15 protein-coding genes are annotated in these 15,664 nt (G+C 50.0%); 14 read left to right on the forward strand and 1 reads right to left on the reverse strand.

Going from position 1 to position 15,664, the window contains the following annotated elements:
• Window positions 1–40 precede the first annotated feature (40 nt).
• The 14 genes from DX909_RS26890 to DX909_RS26955 all read left to right on the forward strand — a co-directional run bounded on the left by DX909_RS26890 (window position 41) and on the right by DX909_RS26955 (window position 14,111).
• The gene (locus DX909_RS26890) at window positions 41–697 is read left to right on the forward strand and encodes a sugar transferase (RefSeq protein ID WP_128548348.1); all 657 of its coding nucleotides are present in this window, start codon (window positions 41–43) and stop codon (window positions 695–697) included.
• Window positions 698–741: 44 nt separating this feature from the next.
• A complete protein-coding gene (locus tag DX909_RS26895; protein WP_128548349.1) occupies window positions 742–1,686 on the forward strand; it encodes a glycosyltransferase family 2 protein in 945 nt (314 codons plus the stop codon).
• Window positions 1,679–2,317 carry a cyclase family protein gene (locus DX909_RS26900; protein ID WP_128548350.1) on the forward strand — a complete coding sequence of 213 codons (639 nt, stop codon included), beginning with the start codon at window positions 1,679–1,681 and terminating at the stop codon, window positions 2,315–2,317. The genes DX909_RS26895 and DX909_RS26900 overlap by 8 nt, the downstream gene beginning before the upstream one ends.
• 11 nt (window positions 2,318–2,328) lie before the next feature.
• Entirely contained in the window at window positions 2,329–3,012 is a 684-nt protein-coding gene (locus DX909_RS26905; RefSeq protein WP_128548351.1) for an acylneuraminate cytidylyltransferase family protein, read from the forward strand.
• Entirely contained in the window at window positions 3,009–3,953 is a 945-nt protein-coding gene (locus DX909_RS26910) for a phosphoglycerate dehydrogenase (RefSeq protein ID WP_128548352.1), read from the forward strand. The genes DX909_RS26905 and DX909_RS26910 overlap by 4 nt, the downstream gene beginning before the upstream one ends.
• Window positions 3,954–3,968: 15 nt before the next feature.
• Window positions 3,969–4,697: an SDR family NAD(P)-dependent oxidoreductase gene (locus DX909_RS26915; protein WP_128548353.1), complete on the forward strand. Its 729-nt coding sequence runs from the start codon at window positions 3,969–3,971 to the stop codon at window positions 4,695–4,697.
• Window positions 4,698–4,733: 36 nt separating this feature from the next.
• A complete protein-coding gene (locus tag DX909_RS26920; protein ID WP_128548354.1) occupies window positions 4,734–6,173 on the forward strand; it encodes a lipopolysaccharide biosynthesis protein in 1,440 nt (479 codons plus the stop codon).
• A gap of 34 nt (window positions 6,174–6,207) precedes the next feature.
• Window positions 6,208–7,356, forward strand: coding sequence for a hypothetical protein (locus DX909_RS26925; RefSeq protein ID WP_128548355.1), 1,149 nt, complete (start codon window positions 6,208–6,210; stop codon window positions 7,354–7,356).
• Window positions 7,346–8,662 (forward strand): O-antigen ligase family protein, encoded by a 1,317-nt coding sequence (locus DX909_RS26930; RefSeq protein ID WP_128548356.1) that lies wholly within the window; start codon window positions 7,346–7,348, stop codon window positions 8,660–8,662. Before DX909_RS26925 ends, DX909_RS26930 begins: the two co-directional genes overlap by 11 nt.
• A 3-nt stretch (window positions 8,663–8,665) precedes the next feature.
• Window positions 8,666–9,844 (forward strand): glycosyltransferase family 4 protein, encoded by a 1,179-nt coding sequence (locus DX909_RS26935; RefSeq protein ID WP_128548357.1) that lies wholly within the window; start codon window positions 8,666–8,668, stop codon window positions 9,842–9,844.
• A gap of 12 nt (window positions 9,845–9,856) precedes the next feature.
• Entirely contained in the window at window positions 9,857–10,543 is a 687-nt protein-coding gene (locus DX909_RS26940) for an acyltransferase (RefSeq protein WP_128548358.1), read from the forward strand.
• 20 nt (window positions 10,544–10,563) lie between these two features.
• Window positions 10,564–11,727 carry a glycosyltransferase family 4 protein gene (locus DX909_RS26945; RefSeq protein WP_128548359.1) on the forward strand — a complete coding sequence of 388 codons (1,164 nt, stop codon included), beginning with the start codon at window positions 10,564–10,566 and terminating at the stop codon, window positions 11,725–11,727.
• A gap of 23 nt (window positions 11,728–11,750) precedes the next feature.
• Window positions 11,751–12,878 carry a DUF1972 domain-containing protein gene (locus DX909_RS26950; protein WP_128548360.1) on the forward strand — a complete coding sequence of 376 codons (1,128 nt, stop codon included), beginning with the start codon at window positions 11,751–11,753 and terminating at the stop codon, window positions 12,876–12,878.
• A 123-nt stretch (window positions 12,879–13,001) separates the two neighbouring features.
• Window positions 13,002–14,111 (forward strand): glycoside hydrolase family 99-like domain-containing protein, encoded by a 1,110-nt coding sequence (locus DX909_RS26955; protein WP_164851422.1) that lies wholly within the window; start codon window positions 13,002–13,004, stop codon window positions 14,109–14,111.
• A gap of 19 nt (window positions 14,112–14,130) precedes the next feature.
• On the opposite strand, the gene DX909_RS26960 is transcribed toward DX909_RS26955, so the two are convergent.
• Window positions 14,131–15,594, reverse strand: a complete 1,464-nt coding sequence (locus DX909_RS26960; protein ID WP_128548362.1) for a capsule assembly Wzi family protein — start codon at window positions 15,592–15,594, stop codon at window positions 14,131–14,133.
• Window positions 15,595–15,664: the final 70 nt, after the last annotated feature.

Here is a 15,664-nt window from a genome sequence, read left to right on the forward strand (position 1 = left end):
TGCAGATTATTGTCTTGGAAATACTCAACAGGAAAACGTTATGATTAACTTGTTACAGCCTGAGTCATCGTATTTTGTGGTGGATACGGTGGCAACTGAGAGGTCATATTCGACCGCAAAACGGGCATTCGACATTATAATCTCACTAACGGTTGCCATTCTGGTATTGTCCTGGCTGCTTCCCCTGCTTGGGTTGTTAATCCGGCTCGAATCCAAAGGGCCGATTATCTTCGTTCAGCTGCGTTCCGGTCGGAGGGGCCGCCCCTTCCCCTGTCTGAAATTCAGAACCATGCGGTATCAGAAGGACGCATCTTTCAAGCAGGCCACCCAGTACGATCCCAGAGTGACGAGAGTGGGCCGAATTCTCCGGAAAACCAATCTGGATGAAGTTCCGCAGATTCTCAACGTCCTGATCGGCCACATGAGCATCGTCGGCCCGCGTCCCCACCCGATTCCACTTGATGTGCAGTATCTTCCGCTGATTCCCGAATACCGGCAGCGTTTTGCGGTCAAGCCGGGCATCACCGGCCTGGCACAGGCAAAGGGGCTTCGCGGCCAGACCTCCGAGCTTCATCAGATGCGTCACCGGATTCGGTACGACGTATGGTACACCCGCTACTGGTCCTTACCACTTGATTTCAAAATTTGCTGGTGGACTTTTGTGAGAATGATCCGAGGAGATAAGAAAGCGTGGTGATAGGAGAATAATTTCCTGACTTTCAAAGCAGAAAGGGTTCATCTATGAAATGCAGCATTATTATCCGCGCCTTTAACGAGGAACAACATATCGGCAAACTCCTGAACGGGATCAGCCAGCAGGACACGAAAGCATCCGTAGAAGTGATTCTGGTCGATTCCGGCTCCAAAGATAATACCGTGCGCATTGCGGAAAGCTACGGGGCCCGGATCGTGAAGATTCGTCCCGAAGAATTCTCGTTCGGCCGGGCGCTGAATATCGGCTGCCGGCACGCCACCGGCGATTTCCTGATCTTTGCCAGTGCGCACGTCTATCCGGTTTATACCAGCTGGATCGACCAGATGCTGAAGCCGTTCGTGGACCCGGCCGTCGCGCTCTCCTACGGACGCCAGATCGGCAACCGGCAGAGCAAGTACTCCGAGCAGCAGTTGTTTGCCAAGTGGTTTCCGGCCGTTTCCAATTACGACCAGCGGATCCCGTTCTGCAACAACGCCAATACCGCCATCCGGCGCTCGCTCTGGGAAGAACTGCCCTATGACGAAACCGTAACGGGTCTGGAAGACCTCCACTGGGCCAACGAAATTCTGCATCGGGGGTATAAAATTGCTTACGACGCCGATGCCACCATCGTCCACGTCCACGAGGAAACACCCCGCAAGGTGCTGAACCGTTATTACCGGGAGGCCATCGCCTTCAAACGCCTGAAACCGCATGCGCGCTTCACCCTTTGGGACTTTGCCTACCTGTCCGTTTCCAACATCCTCAGCGATTATGTGACGGCCGTCCAGGAAGGGGTCTTCTGGCAGCACGTTGCGGAGATACCGGTGTTCCGAACCCTCCAGTTTTGGGGTACGTATAAGGGGTATCGTTATCACGGAACGCTCGATCGCTCGCTTCGCGAAAGATTTTATTATCCGAACGAAATTCTCCGCCGGGAGAAGTCCGAACGACCTGCGGAGGTGGCCTTAAAACAGATTGCGTATGAATAGCCGGGATGTCATCGATATTTCCGTTACGCTGAATCAGCACCTGCCCACCTGGCCGGGAAGCCGCGGCCTGACCATACAGCGGCTTCAGAAAATCGGCCCGGATTCGGATGCGAACGTCAGCCGTCTGGACCTGGACGTTCATACCGGTACCCACATTGATGCTCCTCTCCATTTTGTGGCTGAGGGTGCCGACACGGCCTCCATTCCTTTGTCGACGCTGGTGGGTCCCTGCCGGGTGGTTTCCATTCCGAACACGGCCGTGATTACCCGGGCCATGCTGGAGCGCTGGGTGGGTCCGAACGTTCCGAAACGAATTCTCTTTCAGACCGACAACTCCTCGGTCTGCTGGGAAAAACAGCCGTTCCGCCAGAGTTTCACGGCCCTTTCAGCCGATGCGGCCCGGTGGCTGGTCGAAAACGAAGTGCTTCTGGTCGGAATCGATTACCTCTCCATTCAGCGGTATTTCGATTCGGCTGAAACTCACCAGATTCTGCTTCAGAACCGGGTGGTCATTCTGGAAGGAATTTTTCTGGGTCACGTCTTACCCGGCAATTACCAGCTGATCTGCCTGCCGCTGAAAGCCGCAGGGCTGGAAGGCGTTCCCTGCCGGGCCGTACTGCAAAAAACTTAACGTTATATACCATGTCCTATTCCGTTGCTGCCATTGTTCCGATGCGTCACTCGAGTGAACGCGTCCCTGGCAAAAATTACCGGGATTTCGCGGGCAAACCGCTTTTTCATCGAATCGTCGACACGCTGCTCGAATGTCCGTCCATCACCCGGATCGTAATCGACACCGACAGCCCGACGGTTATCGAACAGGTCGAGGAGTTTTATCCGACCGTCACCGTTCTCGAACGTCCGGCCCACCTGCGCGACGGGGCCATCCCGATGAACAACGTCCTGCTGAACACCTGCGAGCAGATTCCGGCCGACTTCTACCTCCAGACCCACAGCACAAACCCGCTGCTGTCGGCCGAAACCGTGGAAAAAGGCATTCGGCAGTTCCTGAAAAATTATCCGATCTACGATACGCTGTTCGGCGTCACCCGGATGCAGGTGCGTCTGTGGGATCAGCTGGCCCGGGCCGTCAATCATAATCCGAATATTCTGCTCCGCACGCAGGACCTTCCCCCAATCTATATGGAGAACTCCTGCATGTACCTTTTCAAAAAAGAAACGCTGATTCAGAAGCATAACCGCATCGGCGACCGTCCGTTCATGTACGAGATTCCCGAAATCGAGGCTCAGGACATCGACGTCGAACTAAATTTTAAAGTAGCCGAATTCCTTTTCACCGAACTCTATCCCGAACTCGTCGCATGAAAGTTCTGATCACCTGCCCGCCGATGCTTGGCCAACTGGCCGAATTTCGGCCCATTTTCGAAGAAGCCGGCATTGAAGTCGTCGCTCCGAACGTCGTTCAGGTTTTAACCGAGGAGGAGCTGATCGAACTGGTTCCGACGGTCGACGGCTGGATTATCGGCGACGACCCGGCCACCGAGCGCGTGTTCCGGGCCGGAAAAGCCGGCAGGCTGAAAGCCGCCGTCAAGTGGGGCATCGGCGTCGATAACGTAGACTTCAGCGCCTGCAAAAAACTGGATATTCCCATCGTGAACACGCCCCTGATGTTTGGGGCGGAAGTGGCCACGATCGCGGTTTCCTACGTTTTGGGCCTGGCCCGGCAAACTTACTACATCGACCGCGAAGTGCGGGCCGGCAACTGGGTAAAACCGGCGGGCATGTCGCTGGCCGGCCATACGGTCGCGCTGGTCGGTTTCGGTGACATCGGTAAATCGACGGCCCGGTTTTTGAAGGCGTTCGATATAAATATCAACGTGTACGATCCCTTTGCCGTGCGTACGGAGGCCGATGAGCAGGCCTATCGTTTCCTGAGCTTCCCCGAAGGCCTGGAAACCGCCGACTTTGTGGTCACCACCTGCGCGCTGACACCGAAAACCCGGCACATGATCAATGCGGAAACCATCCGCCTGATGAAGGACGGCGTCCGGATCGTGAACGTCTCCCGGGGTCCGATCATCGACGAAGCCGCTCTGATCGAGGGCCTGAAAAGCGGAAAAGTTCACTCCGCCGGTCTGGATGTTTTCGAAACGGAGCCGCTGCCCATGGATTCGGAGCTGCGCACGTTCGACCGCTGCATCTTCGGAACGCACAACGGCTCGAACACGATTCAGGGCGTTCGGCGCGCCAGCCACCAGGCCATTCAGTCGCTGTTTGAATTTCTGGAAGTCGGGGTTCCGGCATAAAATTTACTCAACGTTATGAAAAAAGCATTGGTTACAGGCGTTCTGGGCGGCATCGGCAGTGCGCTCGCTCAGGCATTTCGCGAAAACGGCTATTATGTATACGGCCTCGACATCCGTGACTGCGACGATCATCAGGCCGACCGGCTGATTCAGTTCGACCTGCACCGCTTCAGCACCGACGATACCTACCGGACCGAGTGGAAGCAGAATTTTAATGCGCTGATTCCGGAACTGCACGTGCTGGTCAACAACGCGGCCGTGCAGATGCTGGGCAGTCTCGACGAGCTGAACCTGGACGACTGGAACCATACGATGGCGGTCAACCTGACGGGGCCGCTGCTGCTGAGCCAGCATTTTCTGGACCAGCTGGAGGACGTCAACGGCTGCATCGTCAACATCGGCAGCATCCACCAGCAGCTCACCAAGCGCCGGTTCATCAGCTACGCTACGTCAAAAAGCGCCCTGATCGGCCTGACGAAGGCCCTGGCCGTCGACCTGGAAGGCCGGGTTCGGGTGAACGCCATCAGCCCGGCGGCCATCGAAACCGACATGCTGCTGGCCGGCTTCGACGGCAACCAGAGCGCCCTCGACGAGTTGCGGAAGATCCACCCGGTTCAGCGCATCGGCTATCCGAAGGATGTGGCCAAGCTGGCCCTGTTCCTGGCTTCGGAGGGCTCCGGTTTTATCCACGGCGCGAATCTTTCGCTGGATGGCGGGATCAGTTCGGTGCTGAAGGATTTGTGAAAGAGGGAAGCAGACAGATTATATCAGATCAATACCATGAGTAATAAATTACTACTTAACAGGTTATGGAACTCGCCCACCATCACGACGTGGATGAGCTTTTTAAGCAGGTCATTCAATGTGACGGTTATCATTCCATTAGTACTGAACCGGTTAAGTACAGGAGATATTAACTTATGGTATTTGTTTGCTACAGTACTGGGATTACAGGTATTGCTCGATGCCGGCTTCGGATCAGCATTTGTACGAATAATCGCCTACGGAACGGTTGGGTTGAAGAATTTTTCAAACCTGAAGGCAGGGGTAAACGAAGAGGATAGATCAGGAGAATTTGATGAGGGTTATATCAAAAACACTTATCAGATTATGAAAAAAATATATGTCTACATTGCTGCCGCTGCGTTCGTGATTTTAATCACTATCGGAAGCATCGGCTTTTTAACACCGATCAGTGAAAGCAGTGATCATTTTATCGGTTGGGCAACGTGGATCTTTTTTTCTCTTAGCCTGCCGTTGGTATTGTATGGAAACGTATACGTTAACCTGCTTCAGGGTACCCAAAACATTCCACTGGTAAGACGGTGGGACACTCTGTTCAACTTGTTGAATACCTGTACGAGTATCGTCCTGTTGGTCCTGTTTCCGAATGTATTTTTAATCGTCGTCATCAATCAGGTCTGGCTGATAATTGCCACGATTAGAAATTATTATCTGACCATACGCAAATACCCTTTCCTGAAAGAAAAAGCTTCAGACCTAACCATCCAGAAAGAGATCAGGAAAAACGTCATTCCGAGTGCAGTAAAAAGCGGAGTCGGAATTTTAATGTCACAGGGAATCATCCAGACTTCCGGTTTTTTTTACGCAAAACTGGCGACCCCGGCAGAGTTGGCATCATTTTTAACGGGTCTATATTTTATACAGGTCATCCGAAATTTTGCTCAGGCACCTTTTTACAGCCGACTTCCGGAGTTCGCCACTTATACGGGGCTTGGCGAACTGAATACGCTAAAAAAAGTTGCCAAACGGTCCATGTTTCAGGTCTATCTCACCTATACGCTGATCTTTCTGGTATTTGGACTTTTTAGCGGGCCGGTCCTGGCAATGATCCATTCAAAAGTAAGCTTTCCGGATCAGAAATTATGGGGCTTGTTGGGTCTGGCGTTTCTGATTGATCGATATGGCGCCATGCATCTGCAACTATATAGCACGACGAACCACATCATCTGGCATGTTTTAAATGGAGTGACGGGTGTTCTGATGATTGTGCTTGCTCTTTTACTTTATCCCCTGATCGGTGTATATGGCCTACCATTAAGTATGGTTCTTGGGTATGCGTTATTTTACTCGTGGTATGCACCCTATAAATCTTACAAGCTGATTCGAACCAATTTCTGGGAATTTGAATGGAACAGCTTTTTACCGTACCTGATTTGTTTACTGCTGTTCATCGTATTGAACGAAGGAGGAATCTGACGGTAACAAAGAAGAATACAAACACTCGACCGTTATGAGCACGAAGACAACGACAAGGAAAAGTATCGACTTAATCAGACAAGTCCTGTTTAACAGTAATAACCAGCCGACCGAACTGAAACTAATCGTAGAGAAAAGAGAGCCGGAAACCGAGCAGGTACTGGAAGAAGTTTTGAGAAGAATCGATTACTTCAATATCCGGCTAAATATCAAAATAGAAAATAAAATAAATCTGCATGAATTGGTAGATTATAATCTTGTCGGCCTCATAAGTTTGCAAAACAATAACTTAAAGAAGGTACTGAAAGCCAAAAAAGACGAGAGTTTTAATTTTAATTTTAACGAAAATTATCTTGAAGCCTGGGAATACCATAAGCTTTTGGCAAGAATAAACCCAAAACTTGTAAATGATGGTATTATCAAAGGCCAAACCAGGCTGAAAGCGTTAAAGGAAAAGCTCGAAAAGGAGCATAAACTCGCTTACATCTTCGGAACCGGCCCGTCGCTCGAAAAAGCCATTCATAAAAACTGGAATGACGGGATCCGCATATTGAGCAATACGGTGGTGAAGGACAGTGAATTGTGGAATTCCATCGATCCACATTTCATTGTGGCCAGCGATGCGATCTATCATTTCGGAATCGGACAGTTTGCCAGGTGCTTCAGGGCTGACCTGAAGAAATGCATGAGAAACAGCGACAAGGCCCATTTCATCTATCCTGCCGTATTTCACCCGTTTTGTGTACAGGAGTTTCCGGATTTTGTGGACCGACTGATTCCGATTCCCCATGGCAATGCAACCACCATTCATCACGACCTGACGAGCGAATACGTTCTTCCCATCTATGGAAATGTACTGCCTCAGGTGCTTCTGCCGGTGGCATGTACCCTGAGTAAGAAAATTGGACTTTGGGGGTTCGATGGAAGGTCACCAAACGACAAAATGTTCTGGAAAAACTCTTCAAAGCACTTTTACAGTGAGCATGTGGAGGAATTGACCAGACTTCACCCCGCCTTCTTTAATGTCCTGCTGCCAAAAGGGTCTCCTGAAGATTATGTAAAGCGGGTTCATGGGGATGTCCTCGAACGTGGGCTTCAGTTAGCGGAAGCGGACGGATTTACATTCAGCATGCTCCATCCATCGTATACATCCACACTAAATAACCGCTATCATGGTGAATAGTGCAAGTCATAACTCTTTCCTGAAAAACCTCTGGTTCGGCCTGTATATCATTGCCTTGATATTCGCGAATCATTTGGTTCTGGTGAATGTCAACTCGATTTACCTGCTGTATTGTACTCTTCTTTTTGCAATACCGGCCATCTTTGATTTCTTTTTAAGAAAAAACTTTAGATCCCTGGTATTGAAGTCAAGTACGGTTCTGATTGCCTTCTACTTCTGCCTGTTCATCACTTACTTTTTCAAGGAGAATAAACTAAATAGTGGCGCTTTAAACTTTGCCGTTTTTGCATTACACATCCTCGTGGTCAACTATTGTCTTTTCGACAATATGGCGGCAATCAAGAAAACCTTTTTTTACCTGATGGTTTTCTTAAGCATCTTTCTGGTTTTTATTCCCCATTATTTGGTCACACAATCGGTTGAATTCGGTTCGTTTTATAACCTGTTAGGGGAAGAAATCATATTTAACGGAACCATTGAGGCTCCTTCGATCGTCACCATTTGCCTGATCTTAAGTTTCTATTACTTCAGAACGTCCAAACACAAAGCCTTCTGTATTGCCATCTTTTTCTTTTCCATCTTCCAATTATTATTATTCAGTCGTCGGGGTTTGATCTTCAGCTCATTTATCGCTATTGGTTATTTCATCTATCTGCAAAAATCCAATAAGAAAATCAATCTGTACTGGCAGCTTGTACTCATGTTTATCCCTTTCTTCTGGGATTCTATTTCGATGCTGTTATTGACCCTGAACAACAATGAATTATTCTCTACGCTCATCGCCAGAAACGAAGCGGAAGATTATGCAACTGCGACAGGGCGTATTATTGCCTGGCAGCGAATAATAAATATCTTTACCTCATTGGATGTCAGCTATTTCTTTGGTTACTGGGGAGATTTGCCGGACAGCTGGTTCGGCGAATCGGACGAAGGGGACCGATACATGCACGTACACAACACCTTCCTGCAACTGTTCGTTGAAGGCGGTTATATCGTGAATTTTCTATTTATGGTTCTCGTAGTAAGAGCGATAAACGGGATCAAGAAACTGAAGGAATTAGGCGCATTACCCAATAGTTATTTTCCAATTCTTCTCACCTTTTTCATCAGCATCAGCGGCTCGGAATCGCTGATCCGGTGTGTAGGCATTTCCCAGTTAAACTTCTTCTTCGGCATTTTCTACCTTTTGATCTTTCATGAGAGTCATTCCTGCGCAAAGAAAGCATTGACGCATCGCCTTAAAGAGGTCGGCAACCCGGCATTGAATCCCACCGTCGATTTCCGATTGACTCCCAGCCGTATTTAAGCCATGAAAGCCAAAAAAAAGATATTGTTCTATGCAAGGGTGTGCTACCTGGACGCAGCACTCGAGCATATCAGGTTGATCAGCCAGCATTTTCAGGTTCATCTCCTGATCGAGCTTTCGCCGAGTGAAACGAAGGACAACATTTTTAACCTGGATATCAACCTGGGCGATTACAGGAATTTGACTTCCTATGATGAGGTTTGCCGCGACTGGAAGCTGGAGTACCTGAACGACTATTTCAAAGATTGCCAGTCCGTAAACTTTGTAATTTATAAATCAAAAAAAGACATCCTCGGTCTCCTTAATACGACGTTCTCGGTTTCTTCTTTCATTTGGTCCTTAAATCCGGATATCCTTCATTTCGATGATTTCTCGACCAGACAGTCGCTTTTACTGCCCATCCTGCTTCGGTTCCGGAAACGGGTAGTAATGAATATTCACGATCCAAAACCGCATTTGGGCGAATCTTTATGGTATATCAACTTTATTAAATCGATCATTTTCTCGGTCGTATCGAAGTATATCACATTTTCAAAATTTAGTAAGAAGCTCTTATCCGACCAGCTTCATGAAAGCAAGTCGGTCCATAAACTGAACTTACTCCCCTACTCTATCTTTAAAAAATTTATCGGGCCTATACCGGCGAATCAAACGGAGGGTGAATACATCACCTTCATTGGCCGTCTTTCAAAATATAAAGGAATTGAAATTTTTCTGGAGGCCATTCCGGAAATACTTGAACGTTTTCCTGACCAACGCTTTATGATTGCCGGCCGACCTGTATATGATTATTCGATCGATACAAACCGCATCGATGCTGAAAATCTTCACCTGATTCAAAGGCATCTCTCCAATCAGGAGATGGTTGAAATCATTAACCGGTCCAAACTGATTGTCTGCCCCTATCTGGAAGCGACTCAAAGCGGTGTAATCATGACCGCTTATGCATTGAACAAGCCGGTCCTAGTCAGCAATAGTGGTGGGCTTCCTGAATATGTCCATGAGAATTTTACCGGCATCATATTGAAAAATCATACGGCAAAGGAATTATCCCAATCGGTTATCCGATTTCTCTCCGACCAGTCATCCGAGCAGTTTTCCCATAATATTCGGCAGGGTGATTTTATCAAAGAAGGCATGGAAAGTAATTTAAAGTCTCTTATGGAATTATATGTCAATTAATTAAAAAGTGTTATGAAAAAGCTCTTAAGCAGGTTTGAGGAAGGGTGGGATAAGAGGTCAATCGTATTTACGCTTTTTCGGCTCGGCTGTAATCTAACCCGCGGATTCTTTCACAGAATCTTTTTCAAATCCTCGAAAGGATGGCTGCTGTTGGTGGGAAAGAACGCGCTGATTCGACAATCGAATTATCTGTCCGTTGGGAAAGAATTCATTGCGGAGGATCACTGCGAGATCAACTGTTTATCCAAGCGTGGCATAGTTTTTGGAGACCGTGTTACCATAGGGAAATACGCTTTGATTCGCCCCACTGGAATGTATGGAGGTGAGATTGGAGAGGGCCTTAAAGTGGGCAATAATTCAAACATCGGCCCCTTTGCTTACATCGGCTGCTCCGGTTATATCGAAATTGGAAATAACGTAATGATCTCCCCCCGGGTCAGTATTTATGCTGAGAATCATAACTTTTCCAGCATTCTCGAACCCATGAAAGACCAGGGCGTTACGCGGCAGTTCGTCATCATCGAGGATGATTGCTGGATTACCGCCAACAGTGTGATCCTGGCGGGAGTCAGGATAGGAAGAGGAAGTATCGTGGCCGCCGGAAGTGTCGTCACCAAAGATGTACCGCCTTATTCCATCGTGGGTGGCGTACCGGCTAAAGTGATCGGAAATAGAGCCGAACAATTCGTAAATCAGTAATCCATCTTGAGGCATTTGTTATGAATTCTTCCGCTAATAAATCGAGTATTTTAGTGCTGCACAGTTCCTCCGACCTATACGGAGCCAGCAAGATTTTATTGACGACGCTGCAATTCTTAAAGAAGAAAAATTTCCATGTTGTGGTGGTCCTTTCGGAAGACGGGCCTCTGGCGGCTGAAATACAAAAAATTGGCTATCGGGTCGAAATCGTTAAGCTTGGAATCTTAAGAAGAAAATATTTTTCCGTTTCCGGCCTTATCAACCGCTTCCAGGCCATTCAAAAAGCAAAGCGATTCCTGATCGATCTCGTTAAAACCGAAAGGATCGATGTCATCTATTCCAATACCTCCGCAGTGCTGGTTGGTGCCTTAACCGCCAAAGCCTGTAACGTCCGCCATGTGTGGCATGTGCACGAGATTATTCCCTCTCCTAAAGTTTTTGTTCGTTTCATCGGCTTCATGCTGAATCACTTTAGTGATAAAGTTATCGTGGTGTCGGACGTGGTGAGAAATTACTGGAAGAAATACGTGGCCGATGAAAAAATCGTAACGGTTTATAACGGAATCGATTACTCGGAGTTCCTGAAGGATTCGACCAGTTTACGCGCCGAACTCGGCGTCGGTCAGGACACGATTCTTATCGGAATGATCGGTCGGATTCATTACTGGAAAGGGCAGGAATATTTTATCGATATGGCTTCCCATCTTTCGAAAAAATACCCTAACGCCAAGTTTGTACTGGTTGGCGATGCCTTTCCCGGCTATGAGTATCTGTACGATAATCTGAAAAATAAAATTCAGGCCGAGAACATCGGTCACCTGGTTGAAAACCTCGGGTATCGCACCGATATTCCAAACATAATGAATGGGTTCGATGTGTTTGTTTTGCCTTCGATCCTTCCGGACCCCTTCCCAACGGTCATTCTTGAAGCGATGGCTTCCGGCAAACCGGTCGTAGCCACCAATCATGGTGGAGCGACCGAAATGGTCGACCATGCGAAAACCGGCGTTCTGATTCCCTGGAACGATTCTCAAAAAGCCGTCTCCATGTTCGAGGAGATCATCCGGAACTCAAAACTACGGGAGCGAATGGGGCAGCAGGCCCGTCAGCGAGTGCTTCACCGGTTCTCCCTGAAACAGTACGAAGAAAACTTCCTGAATGTAATCGACTCCACAATTGCTTAATTCTTAACACACGATACAACGTTATGAAAATCGGAATTATCGGAACAAGAGGGGTTCCAAATCATTACAGCGGTTTCGAACAGTGCGCCGAGTATCTTTCAACCGCGCTGGTAGCCAAAGGGCATCAGGTTACGGTTTATAACTCGCACAATCACCCTCATCAGGAAAAGACTTTCAAAGGGGTCGACATCATTCACTGTTACGATCCGGAGTATAAAGTTGGAACTTTCGGTCAGTTCATTTATGATTTGAACTGCATCATCGACTCCCGCAAGCGCGACTTCGATATCATCCTTCAGCTGGGGTATAACAGCAACTCCATCTGGAGCTGGCTCTTACCCAAAAAACCCGTCGTGATTACCAATATGGACGGTCTGGAATGGAAGCGTTCCAAATTTTCGAAGCCGGTCCGGCAATTTCTCCTGCAGGCCGAAGCATGGGCCGCCCAGACGAGCGATTACCTCGTTGCCGACTCCCTGGGGATTCAGCAGTATCTGAATGACAAATACAACAAGGAGTCGACCTTTATTCCGTATGGCGCCTACGTATTCGACGACCCGGATATCTCCGTACTGAAGGAGTACGATCTGAAGCCGTACCAGTATAATATGCTGGTTGCCCGGATGGAGCCCGAAAACAGCATCGATATCATTCTTGAAGGCGTCGTCAAATCCAACACGAAAACGCCCTTCATCGTGGTCGGAAAAACAAACAAGAAATTCGGCCAGTACCTGGTGGAGAAATACAAAGCCTATCCACAGATTCGGTTCGTAGGCGGAATCTATAATATCGGAAAGCTCAATAACGTCCGGCACTTCTCGAATCTGTATTTCCACGGTCACACGGTCGGCGGCACGAATCCCTCCCTGCTGGAAGCCATGGGATCCAGCTGTTTCATTTGTGCCCATAACAACGTCTTCAACAAGACGATCCTGAACGACCAGGCCTTTTATTTCAACGACGCTCAGGACGTGGCCCGGTGCCTGAACTCATACAATAAAAAGGATTACGCTTCTTTTATCGAGCAGAACCGGCATAAAATTCAGACCATCTATCACTGGCCGATCGTAATCGATCAGTATGAAAGTCTGTTCCTGAAAGCTTTGCACGCAGAAGCGCCCGCTCCGGCGCTGGTTCAGTTTGCTTCCTGATTCTTTCAGGCTGTTTTAATGAAGGCAGCCCGCCGGAATCTCCGGCGGGCTGTTTTTGCCTGGAGGCCGTCCAGGCACGGCTGCTACGGACCACTGCATGAACAACTTAACTATCCGGCAATTATGAACGGTTTACCGAATCGCTTCCCCGGTGGTTTTGCGCTGATCCTGCTGATTTTCTGCGTCTGCGCCGGTGCCATACTCCCTCTTTCGCCGACCTTCCGGACGCCCGTCAAAAAAGATCGGCCCCGTGTTGGCGTCTATTACTTCGACGGCTGGTCCGGTCTGACACGCGGGCACCTTACGCAGACGCTGATCGACAGCTTTCCGGAACGCGAACCAATCTGGGGTTGGATCACCAGCAAAAAGGACGTCATGCAGGCCCAGATCAACACGGCGGCCGACGCCGGTATCGACTTCTTCAGCTTTTGCTGGTATAAGTTTCCGGCCGACAAAGCCAATTTCAGACAGCATCCTTTGAACCATGCCTTGAACCTGTTTCTGCAGGCTCCGAACCGGAACCGACTGAAATTCTGTCTCCTGGTGGCGAATCATGGTGGTTCGGTCCTGGGACCGGCCGATTGGGAGCAAGCCGCCGGGGCCTGGATCGAACTGTTTCAGAAGCCGGAATATTATCGCGTCGACGGCAAACCGCTGCTGATTTTCTTCAACCTGCAAACGCTGCTCGACCGCTTTGGCGGCAGCGCCGGTCTGCGGGACGCTCTGGCCAGTCTCAGAGCCCGGTCGGCTCAGGCCGGAGTACCGGAGGTCACGGTGGCGGTCTGTGTCCGGCCGGAACAGGCCCAGATGGCCGAGGAGGCCGGATTCAACTGGCTGACGGGTTATAATTACCACGAAGCCGGATTTACCTCTAAGGATAAAGTGATCCCGATCGACAGCCTGATTGCCGGGAGCAGAGCCCTCTGGGACCAATTCAGGTCGGCGCGCCTGCCTTATAGTCCGGTCGTCACGTTGAACTGGGACCCCAGGCCCTGGGCACAGCAAAGCAGCTGGTATGCCCAGTCACAGCGCTATTCCGGCTTCTCCTCTCTATCGGTATACAAAGCCGTGCGGTCGGCGGTAACCTGGACGGAAAGGAGTCCTGAAATAATGTCAGATCAGCGAATGATCTTAATATATGCCTGGAATGAATACGGAGAGGGAGCCTGGCTGACTCCCTCCAAACAACAGAAAGACGATTTGTTGACCGGCCTGAAAGCGGCCCTGCGCTAATTGGTAACCGACTTGCCGTTCACCAAGTTTTCCGCAGACTGATCCAGCCCCCGACCGAATTCGGCAGCAGACCGCCCTGGTCGACGGCAAAGGCCGTCCGAACTTCGGCGCCACCCAGCCAACCGATGGGCCGTTTCAGTTCGACGATCCCCGAGAATTCCCCGACTTTTCGTTTAAACGGGTTTCGGAACAATCCGAGGTTCCGGCTGTAGGATAGCCGCGTCTGCCACTCGATGCCTGAAGCGATGGAACCCGCCAGACCCACGTGGAGCAACTGAACGCGGTTATTTACAAACGTAAGCTTCGGCCCACCCGGCACGTTGCGCAGGCTAGGGTCGATCTCCTGCCGTGGCGTTAAAAAAGGCGTCCCCAGCGCCCTGCGGTAATAGGTCCATCCGTCGATGTACTGGAAGTTGTTGAAATAGTCGTCGATTCCTTCATAAAGCCGGCTTCCGATCCTCACCGTACTACCGGTCTGGCTCATGGTCGTCAGATATTCGAACAGAAGCCGTCTGATGCGGAAAGAAGCCGACGGCAGGGAGCCCCTCCGTTTCAAACTGATTCCGTAAAGGCCGTCCGGCAGGTTTTTGAAGGCAAATCCTGACTTATCCTCAAATGGATGTTGATAATATCCCAACAACGACCAGCGGGTTAGCTGCACTTCCATTCCGACATCGATCGAACCGACGTGATTCCCGACCCGGTTGACGCTATCGAATTTGGAATACCCTTCCGGCCGATCCGGCTGCTTGGCCAGCATGACGGACACGTAGTCCCTGAAGGAAGAGGGCAATTGCCCGTTTCGGGATACCACCTGATCCAGGTAATCGGACCGGCCGCCCCATTGGGCATTGTGCAGAACACCGCCGTACAGTTTGACCTTCCAGTGCGGTTTTCCCAACCGTCCGTAAATCGCTTTCTGGTGGAGGTAGGAGTTTTTGATCGAATCGGTATCGGCAAACCGGCCGTGCGCGAGGAAGGCGTGAACGGCAATAAGTCCACCCGTAAACTTCAATGGGGTAAAACCGCTTGTACCGATTTGAATCTTCGGGATCGGCAGGGCATTGCCCGACCAGGCGTACGAGCCGGACGACAGCGACGAATCCACCAGACTCATCACCTCCTTCCGACGCCCGATCATCAGTTCAATCGGACCATAGCCCGCTTTCGCATACGCTTCAGGCAGCAGAAGCCGGCGCTGAGGGCCGGCATTTCCGACAAGTTCTACCCCATACCCCGCATACCAGCGACGCCTGGTGCTGTCGGCCTGAAACCGGCCCGAACTTCCGAGTCGGAGCGTTCCAAGCGGCCCAATCGACGGTACCGTGCCATACTGGTTGGCCCTTAGCCAGAACGGTGTCTGTCGGGCGGAAGAAGCCAGGGCGCCCACCTCTGCATGAAAGCGGACGGAAGAAGCCGGTTTCTGAGCAAACGCTCCGGAGGTGAGCAAAGCAGGAATCAGGAGAAACAGCCGGTTTTTCATACCAACAGGGGAGAAGGTTCGTCAGATTTGAGCAGGTTCAGCAGGTACTGCCCGTAGCCGCTCTTGACCA

It is taken from the genome of Larkinella soli, assembly GCF_003703975.1.
GTDB lineage: Bacteria > Bacteroidota > Bacteroidia > Cytophagales > Spirosomataceae > Larkinella > Larkinella soli.

Coding starts and splice junctions, on each gene's coding strand:
- DX909_RS26895 (WP_128548349.1), top strand. CDS start 742: ATGAAATGCAGCATTATTATCCGCGCCTTTAACGAGGAACAACATATC.
- DX909_RS26925 (WP_128548355.1), top strand. CDS start 6,208: ATGAGCACGAAGACAACGACAAGGAAAAGTATCGACTTAATCAGACAA.
- DX909_RS26940 (WP_128548358.1), top strand. CDS start 9,857: ATGAAAAAGCTCTTAAGCAGGTTTGAGGAAGGGTGGGATAAGAGGTCA.
- DX909_RS26905 (WP_128548351.1), top strand. CDS start 2,329: ATGTCCTATTCCGTTGCTGCCATTGTTCCGATGCGTCACTCGAGTGAA.
- DX909_RS26890 (WP_128548348.1), top strand. CDS start 41: ATGATTAACTTGTTACAGCCTGAGTCATCGTATTTTGTGGTGGATACG.
- DX909_RS26960 (WP_128548362.1), bottom strand. CDS start 15,594: ATGAAAAACCGGCTGTTTCTCCTGATTCCTGCTTTGCTCACCTCCGGA.
- DX909_RS26930 (WP_128548356.1), top strand. CDS start 7,346: ATGGTGAATAGTGCAAGTCATAACTCTTTCCTGAAAAACCTCTGGTTC.
- DX909_RS26955 (WP_164851422.1), top strand. CDS start 13,002: ATGAACGGTTTACCGAATCGCTTCCCCGGTGGTTTTGCGCTGATCCTG.
- DX909_RS26935 (WP_128548357.1), top strand. CDS start 8,666: ATGAAAGCCAAAAAAAAGATATTGTTCTATGCAAGGGTGTGCTACCTG.
- DX909_RS26900 (WP_128548350.1), top strand. CDS start 1,679: ATGAATAGCCGGGATGTCATCGATATTTCCGTTACGCTGAATCAGCAC.
- DX909_RS26950 (WP_128548360.1), top strand. CDS start 11,751: ATGAAAATCGGAATTATCGGAACAAGAGGGGTTCCAAATCATTACAGC.
- DX909_RS26910 (WP_128548352.1), top strand. CDS start 3,009: ATGAAAGTTCTGATCACCTGCCCGCCGATGCTTGGCCAACTGGCCGAA.
- DX909_RS26920 (WP_128548354.1), top strand. CDS start 4,734: ATGAGTAATAAATTACTACTTAACAGGTTATGGAACTCGCCCACCATC.
- DX909_RS26945 (WP_128548359.1), top strand. CDS start 10,564: ATGAATTCTTCCGCTAATAAATCGAGTATTTTAGTGCTGCACAGTTCC.
- DX909_RS26915 (WP_128548353.1), top strand. CDS start 3,969: ATGAAAAAAGCATTGGTTACAGGCGTTCTGGGCGGCATCGGCAGTGCG.